Here is an 18,365-nt window from a genome sequence, read left to right on the forward strand (position 1 = left end):
GGCCGTCACAGCTCGTGACGGCTCCTTCCATTCGCACGTTAAGGACAAGCTGGCAGGCATCCGTCCTGCCGGAAGATCGAAAGCGATGAACAGATGACGCCAACTAAACGGAGACCAAGAGCGTTGACACTGATCGTGCTTGTGGTTGCGGCGATGGTGGGAGCAGGGCACATTGCAGCTACGCTTGCGTTCACAGGTCCCTCAACTCCCATCAAGACGTCCTTGCAGCCGGAATTGAACCGATATTTCTTGGGGCCGCTGGACCAGGGCTGGAACCTTTTTGCGCCAGGACCCTATTCACAAGATGAATATCTAGTCGTCCGAGGTTGCACGTCCAGCCCTGAGGTTTGTGCCGAGGGAAGTGATGCAGGTGCTGAGTTTACAGAATGGCACAATGTCACGGCCGAAGAGATGGAAAGCCTCTCGGGAAATATCTTTGCGAACCGAGAAACCCGGCAGTCGAAAGCTATTGTCGGCCGACTATGGGGTGCTATGTCAGACCTGAATGATGATCTGCGTCAGGAAGTTGCCCAACCAGCAGTACTGGGTGAGCCTCCCTTCGGAGTGGACGTTTACTCCGCTGATGCAGCCGAAAGCATTCCGGACGGTGAACTGTCCGATGTACGCCTTTACCAGCGGTTAGAAGATTCAGCTGTGGGGTTTGCCTCGTTATATGCTCTGTCTGAATGGGGTGGAGTCTCTATGGTGGAGATTCAACTGGTAAGAGGAGCCGTCCCTGACTTCAGTGAGCGGCACAATCCACCCGAGGAGAAGGCAGAGAACCGAATGTACATTGGTTGGCGCGATGCCCAAACCTTCGATGAAGACACGATGGAGGTTTGGAAATGAGCGTCTCTTCTGATCCCGCACCAAGTATTAGACGTTGGACTGCCGCCAACAAACATTGGCCGAAGAAGCTTGTCGGGCGAATCTATGATTGGTTCATATCCAGTCGCCACTCCTCTTATGGGTTTGCGGTCATGCGCATTGCGTCAGGATCATTTATTCTTGGATGGCTACTGTTCAACCTACCCATTGCACTCAAAATCTGGGGACCGGGCGCGGCCTATTTTGCACCATACCGTGACGTTCTGGGGTATAAATGGCCCTTGAATATTCTGGAAGGCGCGAGCACTCCATTTTTCATGGGGTGGTACATTGTTGCCATCCTGTTGGCGTTAGCTTTCGTAGTAGGCTGGCGCACTCGATTTATCACACCCCTATTATTCATTTTCTACACTGCAATTAATGCACAGAACACCCCAATCTCAGATGGGGGCAATTACTTTATTCGGATCATGTTGATCTATCTAATCTTTGCTGATCTTTCGAAACGTTGGTCCCTGGACAACTGGTTTCGCCAGCGGAAACATGGCGCTGCGGAAAAGCGTGAGACGGAGTTTGGCACAGTACTGCACAACGTAGCCCTGTGCGTGGTAGTAGCCCAACTATGTATCGTCTATTTTGAAGCCGGTGTTTATAAGGTTCAGGGAGCGCTATGGGAAAATGGCACTGCGGTTTATTATCCTCTGCAGTCTGAAGCGTACGGCGTTTTTCCCTGGCTCAGTGATTTACTCACCCACAATTCTTGGATTGTCACCCTGGCCACTTATGGCACAGTGATTGTCCAGATTGCCTCCCCGTTTCTGCTCTTCCATCCGATTACGCGGCGTATCGCACTCGTTTCGATTTTGGGGATGCACCTTGGAATCGCAGTGATCATGGGGCTGCCGTTCTTCTCTGGCATCATGGCTTCAGCAGACGCAGTTCTTGTCTCAAGCGGCACATGGTTGACTATTCAAGCGTGGCTGAGTGGGGTGTGGCGATCAATATGGACCAGAGTTCGACCAAAGTCCAAGACAACGTCCGAACCTAGCTCTGCGTCAGAGGACCAAGCCGAGGCAAAAGTTGAACAACCGTCCAGAACTTAGTTTCAGCGAGGCCTCCTCGGCAGTCTTGGGTCCTTGGAGCTCCCGTGAGGGAAAGAAGCGCAGAAATACAAAAGGTGGCATGAGTCGTCGCTTTGTCTGTAACCCCAAACACCATGAGGAATAGCATTGATAACAGCCAGCGTCCTGCCGAGAATCGATGATTTGGGCCCATCCGGTCATGTCCACAACACGGTCTTACCGGCCTGGTTCCAAGAAGCTCGGCACGAATTGCTTGATGCGTTTATGGATCCGAATGATGCGACCGCGTTCCCGTTGATGATCAAGGAATACACGATTACTTTTCACCGGGAACTCGTCTTGGCACCTGAGTCACTGTCGAGATTCAGGTCGAACGGATCGGTACGAGTTCGTTTACGCTGCACGAGCAGGCCTACCAAAACGAAGAGCTCACCGCTGAGTCGCGGGTCGTCTATATCAACGTGGGTCCCGATCATCGACCGGAACCAATCCCTGAAGACCAGAAAGCATTCTTGGGCGATCATCTTGCAGCAGTAGCTCACTAACAGTGGTGCTGTTCACTTTCGTCAGTGAATAATCAGCTGCTCAAACGTTGTATTCAGATTCGATCCGTAGAATGATTTCCGAAGAATTGACCAAAGAAATTAGGAAAGAAGCAATATGAAAGAATCTGCGATCACTGTGATCGGCGGCGGCACTATGGGCCGCGAAGTTGCGTTCGTTGCAGCAATGAGTGGTTTCCAAACCTACCTCGTGGATGTCGAGGAGCGTTTCCTCGAGAACGCCCGCGAGCAGCTCAAAAAATCGACCGGCCGCCTGATTGAGCGTCAGCGCGTGAGTGAAGAAGCCGTCGAGACTGGTTTCGACAACCTGGAATTCACCACCGATCGCGATACTGCAGTCAAAAACTCCTCGTTCGTCGTTGAAGCGATTGTCGAGGATCTAGAGATCAAACAGCAACTATTCGCTGATCTTGACGCCGTTGCGGCTCCAGAAACTATTCTCGCCTCGAACTCCTCGTCGATTGTTTCTTCGAAATTGGCTGAAGGACTCAAACACCCTGAGCGCGTGTGCAACGTGCACTTCTTCAACCCGGTACTGCAGATGGCACTGGTTGAAGTTGTAGGCGGCGAACACACCCATCAGGAAACCCTGGATCGCTCCTTAGAGCTGGCTAAAGCCTTGGGCAAGACCCCGGTGGTCGTCGAAAAGGAAATCTTTGGGTTCATTGTGAACCGTATCCTGATGGCTATCGTTGGCGAAGCGCTCCACCTCTATGAGGACGGCTATGCTTCGGTCGAAGACATCGATACAGCGATCAAAGAAGGCCTGAGCCACCCGATGGGGCCGTTCACGCTCATGGATCTGGTGGGTGTTGATATCAATCACGGTATCCAAAAGTTGGCGGCACAGGAGCCTAACGATGAGCTCGTCAATGAGGTCAGCCCGACCCTGACGAAGCTCGTTGACGACGGCAACCTTGGTCGAAAGACCGGTAAAGGATTTTACGACTACAGCAAATAAGCTGTGTTTTTAGCAATCTGGGTCGTACCGCCAAGTATCCGGTGGTAGGGCCCAGATTTTTTTGTGTGGCTATCCGCCAGCAAGCACACGGTAGATGAGCAGCCCTAACACCCCGAAGACTCCGAGTGCGACGATTCCCAAGACAATCATCATGGTGATGGCAAATGGTTCGTTTGAAGAACCGGTCGCCTGGGAGTAATGCTGCTGTGCGGCATTCTCCGCAGATCGGTGTGCGGCCGGCGGCTGGGTTTGTGCGGGCGCGTATGACTGCTGGCTATACGAGGTGGGCTGTGGCTGTTGCTGTATTGGCGGAATAGGACGTGCGGCAACTGGTTCTTCGCCAATAATCAGCTGCGTCGTATGCTGTACGTCGTCGTAGTTTGTCTCGGCGTCGTCGGAGGATAGTTCTCCGGTGTCGAGGTGCTCATAAGCTGATCCGCTGCGCAGGGCTTCGCGTTGCTGACCTGAAAAGACCATCTCGGTGGCAAGACCGACGCCTTCGAAATCGTCGTCGTTCTCATCTTCAATGTCGGTATCTCCGGGGACACTCGGCAGCGGGGGAGGCGGAGCGAATGACGCGGACGAGTCGGCAGCAGGCTGGGAGTCCTCGGGTGTGGGATGATCTTGACTCGTCATGGCTTCCTCAATAGCTCGTCGTTAGTCCAGTTGCGATAGAGCATACTCGGTTTGTTCCTCAGTGAACTGGGGACCTTCAGGATCATTCACCATAATTTCTTGAAGATCAGTTACTTCAACGTCAGGGAATTCGTTCAGTGTCGCCGCCGCGTATTGGTGTGCCTGCTCATTCCAATCAACGGCTACATTTTCCACGGCAAAGTCTATTGCATCTTGTTCCAATTCGTAGCCGAACTGTGGGTCAGCTAGCACGAGCTGAAGCTGGTGTTCAGATAAAACATAGAGCTCCAATTCCGACCGAGCGGCTGCCAGTGCTTCGTGTTGTGATGCGTCAGCTTCGGGGAATTCTTGTTCTACATCTGCCGGATGGGCCGAGTTATCGGGTTGCGCTGGTTGCTCGCTTTGATCTGTTGTTGCAGCATCGTTCGAGGCGGTGTTATTTGATTCGTCCATGGACCAGAGCACGCCGTAGATTGCCGCACCGGCAGCCAAGATCAAAATAATGATAGGCGCAATATATTGCGGAAATTTTGACGGTGGTTTTTGCTGTGCTTGCTGCTGGCTCAAAACGGTCCTTTCGCATCTACATCCGGTTCTTACTCAGCTTACGGGGTTTGCATACGAAGGAAGACGCTCCGCGCAATGTGAATTTTTGTCAAAAACTTATGCTTTGGCGTGCAATGACGTGGTTGTGGCATTAGGCTAGAGGACGATTGTGATATGCCTACCGGACCTCCTAGCCGGTGGGATTGTCGAGAAAGGATTGGCATGCCCAACCCCGTATTCCGTTCAAAGGCCTTCCAGGAGCCTGTACAGCAGGCCCGGCAGGAACAGCATGCTGGTTACCAGTATGCACAAGGTCAGGCTCAGCAGAGCCAGCCAACAGGTTCCGTTGGCCAGGCACCACAGACCGGCGACCCCGGCAACATGAGCTCCGAGCAGCTGGCCCAGATGTACCAGCAGCCATCGGCCACAGCGGCTGATACCGGCCGCATGACCTATGGCTCGGTGATCAACCGCACGAGCTTGGTCTTCTTGATGCTCGTGGCAGGCGCCGTCTTCGGCTGGACCTTCGCCACCCCGGTGGAAAACGCCGGTCTCTACTTTATTGCGGCGGGCGTCGGCTTCGTCTTTGGTCTGATCAACGCCTTCAAGCGCGAACCGTCACCGGCAATGATTTCGATCTATGCGGTTGCCACGGGTGTATTCCTGGGCGGCCTGTCGTCAATGTTCGATCAGCGCTGGCCAGGCATCGCTTTCCAAGCTGTCCTTGCGACCTTGTCGGTATTCGCCGTTGTACTGGCGCTCTACCGCTCCGGTAAGGTCCGTGCGACTCCAAAGATGACTCGCATCGTCATGATTGCGATGGTCGGGTACCTGCTCTTTAGCGTGCTGAACTTTGTGCTCATGATCACCGGTGCCATTGACGGCATGTTCGGCATGCGTTCCGGCTGGTTGGGCATCGCTATCGGCTTGCTCGCCGTGTTCTTGGCCTCCTACTCGTTGGTCATGGACTTCACCTCGATTGAAGAAGGTGTCCGTGCAGGCGCTCCAGAGCGTTACTCGTGGACTGCCGCATTCGGTCTGGCGACCACTATGGTCTGGCTCTACGTTGAGATCCTGCGTATTCTGGCGATCTTCAACCAAGACTAGGAAGCCCTCGCGTAACTCGCTTTACATACAACGGTGGCCGGTTCCCAAACGGGGGCCGGCCACCGTTGTATTCTGAAGGAATATAGCCAATCCACTTCCAGCCAAGGATTACGCTAGGCAACAGCTGGACAAAGGAGACCGTGTGACCACACCATCAACGTCGTCGGCTGGGAATAAACCAGCTGATAGCAAGAAGCCGAAGACGGTGATTTCCAAACGTGTCCAAGAGAAACTTGCCACAGACTTGCCCTACGGAGTGGTGGTTGCAGCTGCCTGGTCCTGGCGTGTGCTGCTCATCATCGCAATGACCGCAGTAGCAGTCTGGTTGCTCTCTCACGTCTCCTTACTGATTATTCCCGTCCTGATCGCCGCGTTACTTGCGACACTGCTGCAGCCGGCCCACCGGTTCCTGTTGAAACTCAAATTTCCACCGGTGCTATCCTCGCTCACGCTGACCGCCTTGCTCACCATGGTCGTTGTCGCGCTCCTCACCGTAGCTGGCCAACAGTTGGCGGCGGGTTTCGCCACGATGCAGGCCTCCGTCATGGCAGGTATCCGAGACCTGATCGCGCTGGTTGAATCCTGGGGCTTATCGTTTGAAAACCTGGATTACCAAGAACTCCTCGGTGATGTCACCAACACACTGCAAGAAAACTCCGGTGCAATCGTCTCCGGAGCCCTCGATTTCGGCTCCACAGCAACAAACATCCTTGCTGGCATTGTCATGGCGCTCTTTGCGCTGATTTTCTTTTTGAAAGACGGCCCGAAAATCTGGAGCTTTTTGCTCAACTTCATACCGTTCATCCACCGCCGTGCGGTGGACGGTGCAGGCTACGCCGGCTGGGGCGCACTCGGCTCATACGTCCGCGTCCAAATCTTCGTGGCCTTCGTCGATGCCGTCGGTATCGGCATGGGCGCGTGGCTACTAGGCGTACCATTAGCCATGCCCCTGGGTGTCCTCGTCTTTCTGGGGGCATTCATCCCCATCGTTGGTGCTTTCCTCACCGGTGGTATCGCCGTGCTGCTCGCCCTGGTCGCCAATGACTGGGTGAACGCGCTGCTGATGTTGGCGGTCGTGTTGGGCGTCCAGCAACTTGAATCAAACGTCCTGCAGCCACTCGTGATGGGCAAAGCCGTGAACCTCCACCCGTTGGCAGTCTTCTTGGCCGTGGCCGCAGGTACCGCCACCATGGGACTGGTCGGTGCCGTCTTTGCTGTGCCAGTGATGGCGTTTATCAACGCGTTTGTAAAATACTTATCGAAGAAACCATGGCTGGAAGACCCGGACCCCGAACCGGAACCCAGTCAGTCGGCTGGCCCACCCACAGAACAACCAGCTTAAAATCCCACCGAAGAACACCGTTGTGCAGGAGAAATAGTTGCAATCTAGCGAAACCGGTTCCCCGAAGGTCCGATACGAAGATATCGAGTCAGCTCGTGAAACTCTCAAAGACGTCATTCGAGAAACCCCCATGGACCACTCGCGTGCGCTCGGTCGAATTACCGGTTCAACGGTTCACCTCAAGTGCGAAAACCTGCAGCGTGCGGGCTCCTTCAAAGTCCGTGGCGCCTACGTGCACATGGCGTCACTGACTGATGAAGAAAAAGCCAAAGGTGTCGTTGCCGCATCGGCAGGCAACCACGCCCAGGGCGTCGCCCTGGCCGCATCGAAGCTCGGCATTGAAGCTCGGATCTATATGGCCTTAGGAGCCGCCTTGCCGAAGGTACAGGCCACCCGTGACCACGGGGCGACTGTCGTGTTGGCCGGCAATAACGTGGATGAGGCACTCGAGTTGGCGGCGCGCTACGCCGAAGAAACCGGGGCGACGTTTATTCACCCGTTCGACAACGCTCACGTGGTAGCCGGTCAGGGCACCGTTGGTATCGAGATCTTAGAGCAGCAGCCCGATGTCGACACCGTCATCATGAGCATCGGTGGGGGAGGCCTGCTGGCCGGAACCGCTATCGCGCTCAAGGAAGAAGCACGCCGGCAGGGGCGCCACATCAACGTCATCGGTGTGCAAGCCGAAAAAGCAGCTGCCTACCCACCGTCGTTGGTTGCTGGCAAACCGGTGTCGTTAGACAATGTTGCCACGATCGCCGATGGTATTGCGGTGGGTCGTCCGGGCGAAGTCCCCTTCGATGTGATTCAGGAACTGTGCGATGAGGTCGTCACGGTCACCGATGACGAGATTGCTGCGGCCATCGTGTTTCTGCTGGAACGCTCGAAGATGGTGGTTGAACCCGCCGGCGCTGCACCGGTAGCAGCACTGATGACCGGCAAGTTGAAAGAACTCGGCATCGAATCCGAATCCATCGTCGCGGTGCTCTCGGGCGGAAATATTGACCCCATGCTCATGCAAAAGGTCATTCAAGTTGGGTTGAGCTCTGCTGGCCGGTTCTTGACCGTCAAAATTGCGCTGCGTGATCGTCCAGGTGAGCTGAAGAATATTTCCCGGATTATCGCAGAAAACGACGCGAACGTGACCCGTGTGGATCACTCGCGTGTCGGCGCGGGATTAACCATGGGTGGTGTCCACATCACCATCGACATGGAGATCCGCGGCCGCGACCACTCCGAGCTGGTGCTCGAAGCCCTCCGCGAAGCCGACTACGACCCGATGGTGCAGTTCTAGGCTGCACTCTGGGGCATTAAAGCCGCCAGTTTGGACTGTTCCATCAGGCCGGTCATCGATGAGGTCTCCTCGATCAGTTGTGCGATGACCGGGTGGCCCGACGGGTTCTGGTGGACGTGTTCACTGAACTGGCTCATCGACCAGTCTGGTTGCTGAGAGCCCAGCAGCAGTTTGGTGGCGTTGATAGCTTCTATCACTTCTAACAGGATGCGGTCCTGTTTGGACACGGAGCGTTGTCCACGCAGGGCCATGCCGAGGTCATCCAGGATGTCGTCACGCGTGTCGGTTGCGACGAGTTTATACTCTTTCGTGTCGCCTTGCAGGATGCCCTGGCGAGCGAATTCCTCAAGCAAGCCCTTCGCGGGATCCAATTTCTTATTGCCCAGGGCGGCCGAGACGCTTTTATTGTGGAACTTGTTGAGTTTCTTATAGGCATCATTGAGGCCAACAGCAACCGGCGTATTGGCTTGTTCCACCCGGATGAGTGGGTTGGTGAAATCCCAAGCCTTCAACGCATCAGCTGGTGCGAAATACAGGGTTGATGACCGCTCAAACTCCAGCAGGGTCAAAGCGGTTCGTGCTTTGACGAACAGCGATTCGACACCGGTGAGTCGTGTGCGGTGCGGGACGGTTAGCAGCAGAAATTTTTCGATGTTCAACACAACACCAGGCTAACACCAAATGACGCTTTTAAACCGCTAAGGGTGGTTTTGCCCGGTTGGGAAAACCACCCTTAGTCGAGATGATCTGGTGTGCGATGCCGCGGGTCGGCTGCACATACATTAGCCGTCGTACGGGGTGACGGAAGTCAGTTCGACCTCAATGTCTTTACCGTTCGGAGCTTGGTAGGTCACAGTCTCGCCGGCCTCGTGGCCTTCGATTGCGGAGCCAAGCGGGGAGGCAACAGAGTAGACTTCGATGCCAGAATCGGCTGCAATTTCACGCGATCCCAAGACGAATTTCATCTCATTGCCGGCAAGTTTGCATTCGATGAGCATACCTGGCTTGACGATACCGTCATCTGCGGCAGCTTCGCCAACTTCGGCATTTTCTAGCAGGGCCTTGAGTTCCTGAATGCGGCCTTCGTTTTTCGACTGCTCTTCACGGGCAGCGTGGTAGCCGGCATTTTCGCGCAGGTCGCCTTCATCACGCGCCGCTTCGATACGATCGACAATTTCCTGGCGGTAAGGCCCAGAGATCTCGTCGAGTTCGTTTTTCAACCGGTCATAAGCTTCTTGCGTCAGCCAAGGGCTGTCATTTGTTGCGGCCATGCCGACCTCCTTATTTTCTCATTCGTCAAACGAAAAGCCCCGCGGCACCAAATATGTGCAGACGGGGCGACAGTTCTGGAATATACCGCTGGTAATCATATCACCGAACGCAATAACGTGCGCAAGGCTTCAAGGACTACGAAACGCTCCTAGAGACTAATAGTCACGGAAATTCGTGAGATTAGGGGTTTCTCCATCCTCCGCGTACCAACAGGTGTCGACTTCGCCAGAGGACCCTAATTGGTCGGTTCGAACATCGGCGCTGTAGTATTTTGTGAGGTCTTTACCAGCCTGATCAGTGTCTTCTTCGGGGCCGATTACGACGGTACGGTACCCGGCGACAGCGGCGTTGTCAGCAAGTACACGCACCGCACATGCCACAGTCGCTTCGGGTTCCTTCGTGACTTCGAATTCCACCCAGGCCGAGGATTCGTCATGGATTTGGTAGCCAACACTTTTGGACGCCAACAGGCTGGTGTTTCCTGCGAACGCGAACCAAAATGTCACGCCAATAGCAGCGATCAGCGCGATCACGGCAATGAGTCGTCCCGACTTTTTCGACAGGCGAGACTTTTTGATGCCACCATATCGGGTCGCTACACTATTATCGCCAGGGGCTGCTGCCTGATTCGAATTCGAAACCATCACGGGCAATAGCCTAATACAGGCGTACCAGCGGTCAGAATTGTGTAAGCCGTCAGCGGTATACGTTAGAAAACACGAGGAGTCCACGTCATGTCGTCCACCCCACACCTGCCAGCGGTTACTGATTCAGGTCTGCCTGATTCCATCGGATTGCGGTTACTGGCTGTCCATGCGCATCCGGACGATGAAGCGTCCAAAGGGGCTGCAATGATGGCCGCTTACGTGCACGCTGGCGCACGGGTCATGGTGGCCACCGCCACCGATGGTGCTATGGGGGATCTCAATAACCCACACTTTGGCGAACCCATCCGCGTTGAACGCGACATCACTGCGGTCCGCTTCCACGAGATGGCGGATGCTGCACACATTTTGAACATCGAACACAGGTGGTTGGGCTTCCGCGACTCTGGGTTTCCATCGGGCGATCCACTCGACGTCTTGGCCCCGGGTGCTTTTGGTGCGATTCCTCTTGAGGACGCAACTGCCCCGTTGGTCCAGTTAATCCGTGAGTTCAAGCCGCACGTCTTGGTGACCTACGACGAGATCGGCGGGTATCCACACCCAGATCATCTGCGCACCCACGAAATCTCGATGGAAGCTTATGAGAAATCGGGCGATCCCGAGGCATACCTCGGCACCGGTGAACCGTGGGAGATCTCGAAGCTGTACTACGACCGCGCGTTTAACCCCGAAAAGTTCCGCGCCATTCACAATGCGCTGTTGGAAAAGGGTGAAGAATCGCCCTATGCGGATCGGCTGGACTGGTATGACCGAGTGGCTGCAGGCGAAGAGGACCCAGATGCGTGGCGTCTGACCCATCACGAAGTCACAACCCAGATCACCTCGGCTGCATTTTTGGAATACCGTGACGCAGCGTTGCGTGCACATCGCTCGCAAGTCGATACCCACGGTGGGTTCTTCTTTACGCCAAATGAGATCTTACGGAACAATTGGCCTTGGGAAGACTACGTTCTGATTGACTCGAAGGTAGAAAGTAGCTTGCCCGAGGATGATTTGTTCGCCGGGTTGCGAGATGCCCCGTTAGACTAAGGCCACCATGCTGTACACGATTTTATCCAACGCCGTGATTACCGGAGTTCAAGACCCGTCCCTGCGTGAAGGGCTTCGGGATGAGGACGTCACTCCCGGTATTCTGGGGTTTCTTGCCACCTTTGCATTCGTCCTTGCGGCAATCGTGGTGTTTCGCATCATGATTCGTCAGATCCGTCGCGTCAAACTGCGTTCCACAACCGCTGAAGACATGTTGGTAGAGCGCAACCAGCCGGATCTTCGTCCAGAAGATCGAGAACGCAACGAGCTGGATGACCTCTCCAACAGTCAGACCGATGTGTTGCGTAGGAAATACCCCGGCTACCTGGATATGCCCACGTTGGAAGCCAAAGAACCCGACTCCGGTCGCAGCGAGTAGGGCACCACACGCATGGCCACTTCTCCACTCGGCGCACTGCGGGTCCCAGATGTCGTCTACCGGTTCTATGAGCGTCGGTTAGCGCATAGTCTCAATACCGCCCAATTGCCAGGTCACATCGGTGTGGTGTTAGACGGGAACCGTCGCTGGGCGAAACAAACAGGTGCTAGCACAGCGCATGGCCATCAGGTCGGTGCCGAGAAGATCCACGAATTCCTCCACTGGGTCGCTGAATTTCACATCCCGGTGGTCACTTTGTATATGCTGTCGACCGAAAATCTTAACCGCGATAAAGCCGAACTGGAACCGCTGATTCGCATTATCGCAGACACCCTGCGAAAACTGGCAGCTGGGCTCGATGATGGCACACAACTCAAAGTCCATCCGGTCGGGGATCAGCGAATCCTCCCCGCCGCACTGTCTGAGCTGCTCAACGAAACGGCTGAAGCCACCAAAGACAACACGGGCCTACATGTCAATGTGGCCATCGGCTACGGCGGTCGCGAAGAAATTGTCGATGCCGCGAAATCGTTTCTCACCGATGCATCCGAAGCCGGCTACACCCTGGATCAAGCCATCGAAACGCTCGACGTCGATGCCATCTCAGACCGGCTCTACACACGCGGCCAACCCGACCCCGATCTGGTCATCAGAACCTCCGGCGAACAGCGCCTCTCTGGCTTTCTGATGTGGCAGTCCGCCTACTCAGAGTTCTATTTCTGTGAAGCCCTCTGGCCGGCATTTCGACGCGTCGACTTCATCCGTGCGCTACGCGACTACGCCTCACGCAACCGCCGTTACGGAGCCTAACCACCGGTTGTCCACAACCGGCGTCGATATCTACCCGATCACGCATTGCATTGGCTAATGTGTCACACGTGATCCATCTGATAACCGAACAGCTCACGTCCACCACACCGGCACCGGTGGCCATGACACTGCTAGTCGCCGCCCTGGTCTGGTTTGGCGTCTGCGCCACCACCCTGTTCGTGGTTGATGTTCGCGAACACCGCCTGCCAAATACGCTCAATGCCCTGTTGTTTGTTGGCGGTGCTGCGCTGCTGATCGCCAGTACGCTGACATCCGATAGCGCATCGGTCCTGGCAGACCGCTGGGGTATGACACTGATCGGTTCCGGTGCCTATCTCGCCGTGATGTTTATCCTCCATCTGCTCACTCGCGCGGGGCTGGGGATGGGCGACGTCAAGCTGGCAGCCGGGCTGGGCCTGTACACCGGATTTCTCGGGTTTGAAGCGCTCATCGCAGGCTTCGTACTCGCGTTCGTCGTTGGAGGACTCCAAGCCGTATATCTCGTGGTCTTCCGGGGAGCCAAGAAATCTACCCGCATCGCTTTTGGTCCAGCCATGATCATTGGCTGTGGCATCACCCTGCTCATGTGAGCTCACGCCGCGACGATTAGACTCGAGGAAGCCAGGGTCAAAAAATCTGGGACAGTGGGGAGGCTCAGTGCGTATTGCCGTGATTGGTGCGGGTATCGCGGGCTTGGTCGCAGCCTACGGTTTTCAGCGGGACGGTCACGACGTGGTGGTCTTTGAACAACGGCGCGACCCAAGTGCTGATGGTGCCGGGTTGACGTTATTCGGTAACGGCCTGGCAGCGCTCGACGCCGTCGGACTCGGCGGCCTCGTCCGTGAGCTATCCAGTGATGCGATCGCCGGGATGCGAGCTGGGCAACGCCATCCTTCTGGTCGTTGGCTGTTCACCCTGCCACCACGCGCTGTCGCGAGCCTACGGAGCATCCATCGCGTGACCTTACATCAGGCGCTGGTCGAACAACTCCAGCCCGGCACCTTGCACACCGGTGCGTCAGCCATTGTGGCAGCAGACGGTAGCGGAAACGTGACGGTGGCAAGAACAACGCAGCGATTCGACGTGGTCATCGCTGCAGATGGACGCCGCAGCCGAAATCGAGCAGCGCTCGGCCTTGATCCTGGACTGTCGTATGCCGGCTATACGGCCTGGCGTGGTGTCACGAACGTGCAGGTCGAGCTCGACGGTGCAGTTGGGGAAACCTGGGGCAGAGGGCGCATCTTTGGCATCGTGCCGTTACCCGAGAACAGACTCTATTGGTTTAGTACGCTCAACACTCCCGCCGGCACCGAGTTTGGTGATGAACACGCGGCAGTGCGCACAACGTTTGGCACGTGGCACGCACCGATCCCACAAATTCTCGAGGCCACATCGCCACACGATGTCATTCGACACGACATCTACGACCTCGCGAAACCTCTGACGGCGTTGGCACGTGGCAGGACTGTGTTGATGGGCGATGCCGCGCACGCTATGACGCCCAATCTCGGCCAGGGTGCGGGCCAGGGGATCGAAGACGCAGCCACGATCACACTGCTGTTGCGTGGCGCCCAAGCTGACGGGGTCGACGACGCGCTGGCAAGCTATAGCCGGATCCGGAGTAGGCGCACGGCCAGCCTGTGGCGACAGTCGCGTCTGATGGCCAAGGTCGCTCAAGCATCTGGGCCGGTCACAGGCGGCCTACGCGATCTCGGCATGCGTGTTGTGCCAGGTCGGCTCGCTGGGGTGGCCTCGGCTGGTATGCATTTCTGGGATGAACCAGCCGGTTAAACACGTTGTCCTCGCACTGACACAGTGCGAGGACAACGAACAGCAGTGTTTGGGTTAGCTTGGACGGGTCATCGACATGGGGTCGAGTGCCTTATCGAGTTGGGCCTCGGTGACGTCACCACGCTCGACATAGCCCAAGGCAACGGTCGCTTCGCGGACGGTTACCTTTTCCGTGACAGCGTATTTAGCGATCTCAGCGGCCGCTTCATAGCCGATGATCTTGTTCAGCGGGGTCACGATCGATGGGGACGCACCGGCAAGGAACGCAGCGCGCTCAACGTTGGCCTCTAGACCATCGATCATCTTATCTGCCATGACACGCGACGAGTTGGCCAGGAGGCGGATGGATTCCAACAGGTTCGAAGCCATGACGGGGATGCCGACGTTGAGCTCGAATGCACCGTTGGTCGATGACAACGAAATCGTGGTGTCATTCCCGATGACCTGTGCACACACCTGCGACACTGCTTCGACGATGACGGGGTTGACCTTGCCCGGCATGATCGAGGAACCCGGCTGCAGATCCGGGATCGCGAGCTCGCCCAGGCCGGTGTTCGGTCCAGAACCCATCCAGCGCAGGTCGTTGTTGATCTTCAGCAGGGAATACGCGATGTTGCGCAACTGGCCCGACGCTTCGACGAGGCCATCACGGTTGGCCTGTGCCTCAAAATGGTTGCGAGCTTCGGTGATCGGCAAGCCAGACTCTTCCGCCAAAACCTCAATGACACGTTCGGAGAAACCCCGTGGTGTGTTGATGCCGGTTCCAACGGCAGTACCGCCCAGTGGGACTTCGGCGACGCGCGGCAGCGCGGACTCGATACGTTCAATGGCATAGCGCACCTGTGCAGCATAGCCACCGAGTTCTTGACCCATGGTGACCGGGGTGGCATCCATGAGGTGGGTGCGGCCAGATTTGACGACGGTCTCAAACGCCTTTTCTTTGCGCTCGAGTGCCTCGGCCAGATGCACGAGGGCTGGCTGCAGATCGTTGATCAGGGCATTGGTCGCGGCCACGTGAACCGAGGTCGGGAACACATCGTTGGATGATTGTGACGCGTTGACATGGTCATTCGGGTGGACGGTAGCTTCCGAGCCTGCGGCCTGCAACGCCTGGTTCGCCAAGCTTGCAAGCACTTCGTTAGTGTTCATATTCGACGACGTGCCCGAACCGGTCTGGAAGACATCGATGGGGAACTGGTCGGCGTGCTCGCCAGCGATGAGCTGATCGGCGGCAGACTGGATGGCTTGGGCCTGATCGTCGGTGATCACGCCGAGTTCATTATTTGCCACCGCACACGCTTTTTTCACCATGCCCAAAGCCTGGATGTGAGCCGGTTCAAGGCCCTGTCCAGAAATCGGAAAGTTTTCGACGGCACGCTGGGTTTGTGCGGAATACAACGCGTTGATTGGCACCTGGACTTCGCCCATGGTGTCGTGTTCGATACGGAATTGTTGATCATTAGACTTCGCTGTCATAACCCTCATCCTAGTTGGGAACTACCCTGATTGATGTGTATTTTTTGCTGCGGTAACGGTGCTCGGTTAGGCCCGCACGGGACCCAACGTATCGCCAATATGGACCGAACCATCGGACAGTGAATACGTGACCGCCATGACGGCAGTCTTGCCTTCTGCGACGGCTTCTGCGACGGCGCTGGAAGTCTCCACGACCCGGTGTACGGTTTGGTTCGTATGTTCTTTCACGGTGCCGTTGACATCGCTCACGCCCTTGGACTTGGCTGCCATGACCGATGGCAAAATGCGTTCGACCAGTGAACGCATAAAACTCCGGGGCATCACGGCGGTTTCCATGGCGTCCACCGCGGCGGTCACCGCGCCACAATTATCGTGCCCCAAAATAATGATCAGGGGTACATTGATTTCTTCGACCGCGAACTGTAGCGAGCCCAGGACAGCGTCGTCCATGACCTGGCCCGCGGTGCGGATAACAAAGACGTCGCCCAATCCCACATCGAAAATAATCTCGGCGGCCAAGCGGGAATCAGCACAACCAAAGATCACCGCGTGCGGGCTCTGAGAATTCTCCAGAGCGGTCCGGCGGTCAGCATCCTGATGCGGATGGTTCACCGTGCCTTGCGTGAACCGCTCGTTGCCGGCTTCGAGTAGCCCCCATGCTTGCTGGGGCGTCAGTGTTGAGGGCATGTGGGCTCCTTGCTATCGCACCTGAAGCGGCGCTTGATCGGTGGTGGTTAGCGGTATTGATTGATGACTTCCGCCGCGAGCTGGTGCAGAGTTTGTTCTTCCATCGAACCCGACAAGATCAGCGTCATGGATTCGGAAGGTTCCGGGGCCTCTGCCTGTTCGACGGTCTCCAGGGCATCGGGATCATGGTCGAATTCAGCGACCAAATAAATGTGGTCGTCATCGCCAACCCAGCGTGTCACCTCATGATTGGCTACGGTGGTTTCTGTGGGTTCACCGACCGGGCTAATCTTGTCATCGATCCAGCCTGTGGTGGCGTGTGCGCTCTGGGAAATACCAAAGAATTCATCTTCCTCGGTCAGATACCCAACATTCCACGCGGGTACCTCATCGGATGAGCCAGAATTCCACCGGGCAAAGTTCGTGCGCCAACTCTCCGGTGCATTGACTGTCGCGGGCGTGAACGCGGCCACGGTGGAAACCTCTTCAGCGACCACCGGGGCATCCACGCCAGACTCGTATTCCATCTCCGGTTGCGGGTTGATGGCCATCCAGGCGAATACGATCGCAATGGAAGCCAGGACCGAATAGGTCATGGCCTTGGCAGTTTGACTCATCCGGTTGCCCTGCGATTTGGTCAGTTTGGGCTTGGGGAGTGCGTCATCCTGATGAGTCTCGGCCGGTGTGGCGTCGGCCTCGTCATAATTGGTAGTGATGGTCTTTCCTTTGCAACAACACCAGAATTTTCTTATTCTACGACCCTATTGTGCCACCAATCCAACGCTCGACCACATTCGGCTAGAATGGTGAAGTAATTTTTCCTCTGCACAGTCTGTTTTCTTTGGAGTAGCTACATGACGAACAAGTCTTCGGCACAGCAATTTGAAGGTGCCGGTACGCAAGACCGAAACCTGGCAATGGAACTGGTCCGCGTAACCGAAGCTGCCGCGATCGGTGCCTCCGAGTGGGTGGGCTTAGGCGAAAAGAAAATCGCAGACGGTGCAGCCGTGGACGCTATGCGTGGTTTCCTCCACACCGTGCACATGGACGGCACCGTAGTGATCGGTGAGGGCGAAAAGGACGAAGCCCCCATGCTGTACAACGGCGAGCGTGTCGGAGACGGCCTGGGTCCGAAGGTCGATGTTGCAGTGGATCCCATCGACGGCACGAGCCTAACGGCCATGGGGTATAACAACGCCCTGTCGGTTATGGCAGTTGCTGAACGTGGTTCGATGTATGACGCCTCGAGCGTGTTTTACATGGAAAAGATGGTCGTCGGACCAGAAGCCGCCGACATGGTGGATCTGCGCCTACCCGTCAAGCAAAACTTGCAGTTGTTGTCGAAGGCCCTGAATAAAAAAATCTCCCAGCTCAACGTGTGTGTGCTGGATCGTCCACGGCACAAAGGCCTGGTGCGTGAAATTCGGGAAGCGGGTGCGCGTGTGAAGTTCATTATGGACGGCGATGTGGCCGGCGGTATTGCCGCTGCTCGTCACAACACCGACGTCGACATTCTGTTGGGTACCGGTGGCACGCCCGAGGGCATCATCACCGCGTGTGCAATCAAGGCAACCGGCGGCATGATTCAGGGTCGTCTAGCTCCGGTTGACGATGAAGAACGTCAAAAAGCAATTGATGCCGGACACGATCTGGACGCTATTTTGACCACCGATGACTTGGTCGCGACTCAGAATTGCTACTTCGCAGCCACCGGCATTACCGATGGCGATTTGCTGCGCGGTACTCGGTATTCCTCCAACCGCATCGAGACTCAGTCGATTGTGATGCGCGGCGAGAGCGGTACCGTACGGCTCATTGAAGCCGAACATCGCCTGACAAAATGGAAAAAAGATAACTAACCACAAAGAGCTTGGACCGCAGTCACTGACGTATTGTC

At 56.1% G+C, this 18,365-nt stretch carries 20 protein-coding genes; 12 read left to right on the forward strand and 8 right to left on the reverse strand.

All coding sequences use genetic code 11. The annotated features are described in order from the left end of the window. Positions 1-153: 153 nt before the first annotated feature. The 3 genes from ACYVJT_RS03115 to ACYVJT_RS03125 all read left to right on the forward strand — a co-directional run bounded on the left by ACYVJT_RS03115 (position 154) and on the right by ACYVJT_RS03125 (position 3,434). Positions 154-849 carry a DUF5819 family protein gene (locus tag ACYVJT_RS03115; RefSeq protein ID WP_499418105.1) on the forward strand — a complete coding sequence of 232 codons (696 nt, stop codon included), beginning with the start codon at positions 154-156 and terminating at the stop codon, positions 847-849. Beyond that, the gene (locus ACYVJT_RS03120) at positions 846-1,931 is read left to right on the forward strand and encodes an HTTM domain-containing protein (protein WP_343955600.1); all 1,086 of its coding nucleotides are present in this window, start codon (positions 846-848) and stop codon (positions 1,929-1,931) included. The genes ACYVJT_RS03115 and ACYVJT_RS03120 overlap by 4 nt, the downstream gene beginning before the upstream one ends. 639 nt (positions 1,932-2,570) lie before the next feature. After that, positions 2,571-3,434, forward strand: coding sequence for a 3-hydroxyacyl-CoA dehydrogenase family protein (locus tag ACYVJT_RS03125; RefSeq protein WP_343955598.1), 864 nt, complete (start codon positions 2,571-2,573; stop codon positions 3,432-3,434). Positions 3,435-3,503: 69 nt separating this feature from the next. On the opposite strand, the gene ACYVJT_RS03130 is transcribed toward ACYVJT_RS03125, so the two are convergent. After that, positions 3,504-4,070, reverse strand: coding sequence for a hypothetical protein (locus ACYVJT_RS03130; protein WP_343955596.1), 567 nt, complete (start codon positions 4,068-4,070; stop codon positions 3,504-3,506). Positions 4,071-4,091: 21 nt separating this feature from the next. After that, the gene (locus tag ACYVJT_RS03135; RefSeq protein WP_343955594.1) at positions 4,092-4,637 is read right to left on the reverse strand and encodes a hypothetical protein; all 546 of its coding nucleotides are present in this window, start codon (positions 4,635-4,637) and stop codon (positions 4,092-4,094) included. Between the two features lie 201 nt (positions 4,638-4,838). On the opposite strand from ACYVJT_RS03135, the gene ACYVJT_RS03140 reads away from it, so the two are divergent. The 3 genes from ACYVJT_RS03140 (at position 4,839) to ilvA (ending at position 8,359) form a co-directional block, all read left to right on the forward strand. After that, on the forward strand, positions 4,839-5,723 hold the full coding sequence (locus tag ACYVJT_RS03140) for a Bax inhibitor-1/YccA family protein (RefSeq protein WP_343955592.1): 885 nt from the start codon (positions 4,839-4,841) through the stop codon (positions 5,721-5,723). A gap of 142 nt (positions 5,724-5,865) precedes the next feature. After that, complete coding sequence (locus ACYVJT_RS03145) at positions 5,866-7,065, forward strand: AI-2E family transporter (protein WP_343955590.1); 1,200 nt, start codon at positions 5,866-5,868, stop codon at positions 7,063-7,065. A gap of 37 nt (positions 7,066-7,102) precedes the next feature. Beyond that, a complete protein-coding gene (gene ilvA, locus ACYVJT_RS03150; protein WP_343955588.1) occupies positions 7,103-8,359 on the forward strand; it encodes a threonine ammonia-lyase in 1,257 nt (418 codons plus the stop codon). On the opposite strand, the gene ACYVJT_RS03155 is transcribed toward ilvA, so the two are convergent. From ACYVJT_RS03155 to ACYVJT_RS03165, 3 genes are all read right to left on the reverse strand, one after another. Beyond that, on the reverse strand, positions 8,356-9,021 hold the full coding sequence (locus tag ACYVJT_RS03155) for a hypothetical protein (protein WP_343955586.1): 666 nt from the start codon (positions 9,019-9,021) through the stop codon (positions 8,356-8,358). The genes ilvA and ACYVJT_RS03155 overlap by 4 nt on opposite strands. A gap of 120 nt (positions 9,022-9,141) precedes the next feature. Then, positions 9,142-9,630 (reverse strand): transcription elongation factor GreA, encoded by a 489-nt coding sequence (gene greA / locus ACYVJT_RS03160; protein WP_343955584.1) that lies wholly within the window; start codon positions 9,628-9,630, stop codon positions 9,142-9,144. Positions 9,631-9,786: 156 nt separating this feature from the next. Continuing rightward, a complete protein-coding gene (locus ACYVJT_RS03165) occupies positions 9,787-10,275 on the reverse strand; it encodes a DUF4307 domain-containing protein (RefSeq protein ID WP_343955703.1) in 489 nt (162 codons plus the stop codon). 90 nt (positions 10,276-10,365) lie between these two features. Between ACYVJT_RS03165 and mca the strand changes: the two genes are divergently transcribed. From mca to ACYVJT_RS03190, 5 genes are all read left to right on the forward strand, one after another. Continuing rightward, entirely contained in the window at positions 10,366-11,325 is a 960-nt protein-coding gene (gene mca, locus ACYVJT_RS03170; protein ID WP_343955582.1) for a mycothiol conjugate amidase Mca, read from the forward strand. 7 nt (positions 11,326-11,332) lie between these two features. Further along, positions 11,333-11,704 (forward strand): hypothetical protein, encoded by a 372-nt coding sequence (locus ACYVJT_RS03175; RefSeq protein ID WP_343955580.1) that lies wholly within the window; start codon positions 11,333-11,335, stop codon positions 11,702-11,704. Between the two features lie 36 nt (positions 11,705-11,740). Beyond that, a complete protein-coding gene (locus ACYVJT_RS03180) occupies positions 11,741-12,514 on the forward strand; it encodes an isoprenyl transferase (protein ID WP_343955702.1) in 774 nt (257 codons plus the stop codon). 68 nt (positions 12,515-12,582) lie between these two features. Beyond that, a complete protein-coding gene (locus ACYVJT_RS03185; protein ID WP_343955578.1) occupies positions 12,583-13,104 on the forward strand; it encodes a prepilin peptidase in 522 nt (173 codons plus the stop codon). Between the two features lie 67 nt (positions 13,105-13,171). Beyond that, complete coding sequence (locus ACYVJT_RS03190) at positions 13,172-14,305, forward strand: FAD-dependent oxidoreductase (protein ID WP_343955576.1); 1,134 nt, start codon at positions 13,172-13,174, stop codon at positions 14,303-14,305. A gap of 54 nt (positions 14,306-14,359) precedes the next feature. On the opposite strand, the gene ACYVJT_RS03195 is transcribed toward ACYVJT_RS03190, so the two are convergent. The 3 genes from ACYVJT_RS03195 to ACYVJT_RS03205 form a co-directional block, all read right to left on the reverse strand. Continuing rightward, positions 14,360-15,781 (reverse strand): class II fumarate hydratase, encoded by a 1,422-nt coding sequence (locus ACYVJT_RS03195; protein WP_343955574.1) that lies wholly within the window; start codon positions 15,779-15,781, stop codon positions 14,360-14,362. A 66-nt stretch (positions 15,782-15,847) separates the two neighbouring features. Continuing rightward, entirely contained in the window at positions 15,848-16,468 is a 621-nt protein-coding gene (locus tag ACYVJT_RS03200) for a carbonic anhydrase (protein WP_343955572.1), read from the reverse strand. A 47-nt stretch (positions 16,469-16,515) separates the two neighbouring features. After that, the gene (locus tag ACYVJT_RS03205; protein WP_343955570.1) at positions 16,516-17,085 is read right to left on the reverse strand and encodes a DUF4245 family protein; all 570 of its coding nucleotides are present in this window, start codon (positions 17,083-17,085) and stop codon (positions 16,516-16,518) included. Positions 17,086-17,322: 237 nt separating this feature from the next. Between ACYVJT_RS03205 and glpX the strand changes: the two genes are divergently transcribed. Next, positions 17,323-18,327, forward strand: coding sequence for a class II fructose-bisphosphatase (gene glpX, locus ACYVJT_RS03210; RefSeq protein WP_343955568.1), 1,005 nt, complete (start codon positions 17,323-17,325; stop codon positions 18,325-18,327). The last annotated feature ends 38 nt before the right edge of the window (positions 18,328-18,365 follow it).

The sequence above is a fragment of the Yaniella soli genome (assembly GCF_054782375.1).

Excerpts from the sequence above, each read along its gene's own strand:
- ACYVJT_RS03115 (WP_499418105.1), top strand. The coding sequence starts at position 154 with ATGGTGGGAGCAGGGCACATTGCAGCTACGCTTGCGTTCACAGGTCCC.
- ACYVJT_RS03120 (WP_343955600.1), top strand. The coding sequence starts at position 846 with ATGAGCGTCTCTTCTGATCCCGCACCAAGTATTAGACGTTGGACTGCC.
- ACYVJT_RS03125 (WP_343955598.1), top strand. The coding sequence starts at position 2,571 with ATGAAAGAATCTGCGATCACTGTGATCGGCGGCGGCACTATGGGCCGC.
- ACYVJT_RS03130 (WP_343955596.1), bottom strand. The coding sequence starts at position 4,070 with ATGACGAGTCAAGATCATCCCACACCCGAGGACTCCCAGCCTGCTGCC.
- ACYVJT_RS03140 (WP_343955592.1), top strand. The coding sequence starts at position 4,839 with ATGCCCAACCCCGTATTCCGTTCAAAGGCCTTCCAGGAGCCTGTACAG.
- greA (WP_343955584.1), bottom strand. The coding sequence starts at position 9,630 with ATGGCCGCAACAAATGACAGCCCTTGGCTGACGCAAGAAGCTTATGAC.
- ACYVJT_RS03165 (WP_343955703.1), bottom strand. The coding sequence starts at position 10,275 with ATGGTTTCGAATTCGAATCAGGCAGCAGCCCCTGGCGATAATAGTGTA.
- mca (WP_343955582.1), top strand. The coding sequence starts at position 10,366 with ATGTCGTCCACCCCACACCTGCCAGCGGTTACTGATTCAGGTCTGCCT.
- ACYVJT_RS03175 (WP_343955580.1), top strand. The coding sequence starts at position 11,333 with ATGCTGTACACGATTTTATCCAACGCCGTGATTACCGGAGTTCAAGAC.
- ACYVJT_RS03195 (WP_343955574.1), bottom strand. The coding sequence starts at position 15,781 with ATGACAGCGAAGTCTAATGATCAACAATTCCGTATCGAACACGACACC.
- ACYVJT_RS03200 (WP_343955572.1), bottom strand. The coding sequence starts at position 16,468 with ATGCCCTCAACACTGACGCCCCAGCAAGCATGGGGGCTACTCGAAGCC.
- ACYVJT_RS03205 (WP_343955570.1), bottom strand. The coding sequence starts at position 17,085 with ATGAGTCAAACTGCCAAGGCCATGACCTATTCGGTCCTGGCTTCCATT.
- glpX (WP_343955568.1), top strand. The coding sequence starts at position 17,323 with ATGACGAACAAGTCTTCGGCACAGCAATTTGAAGGTGCCGGTACGCAA.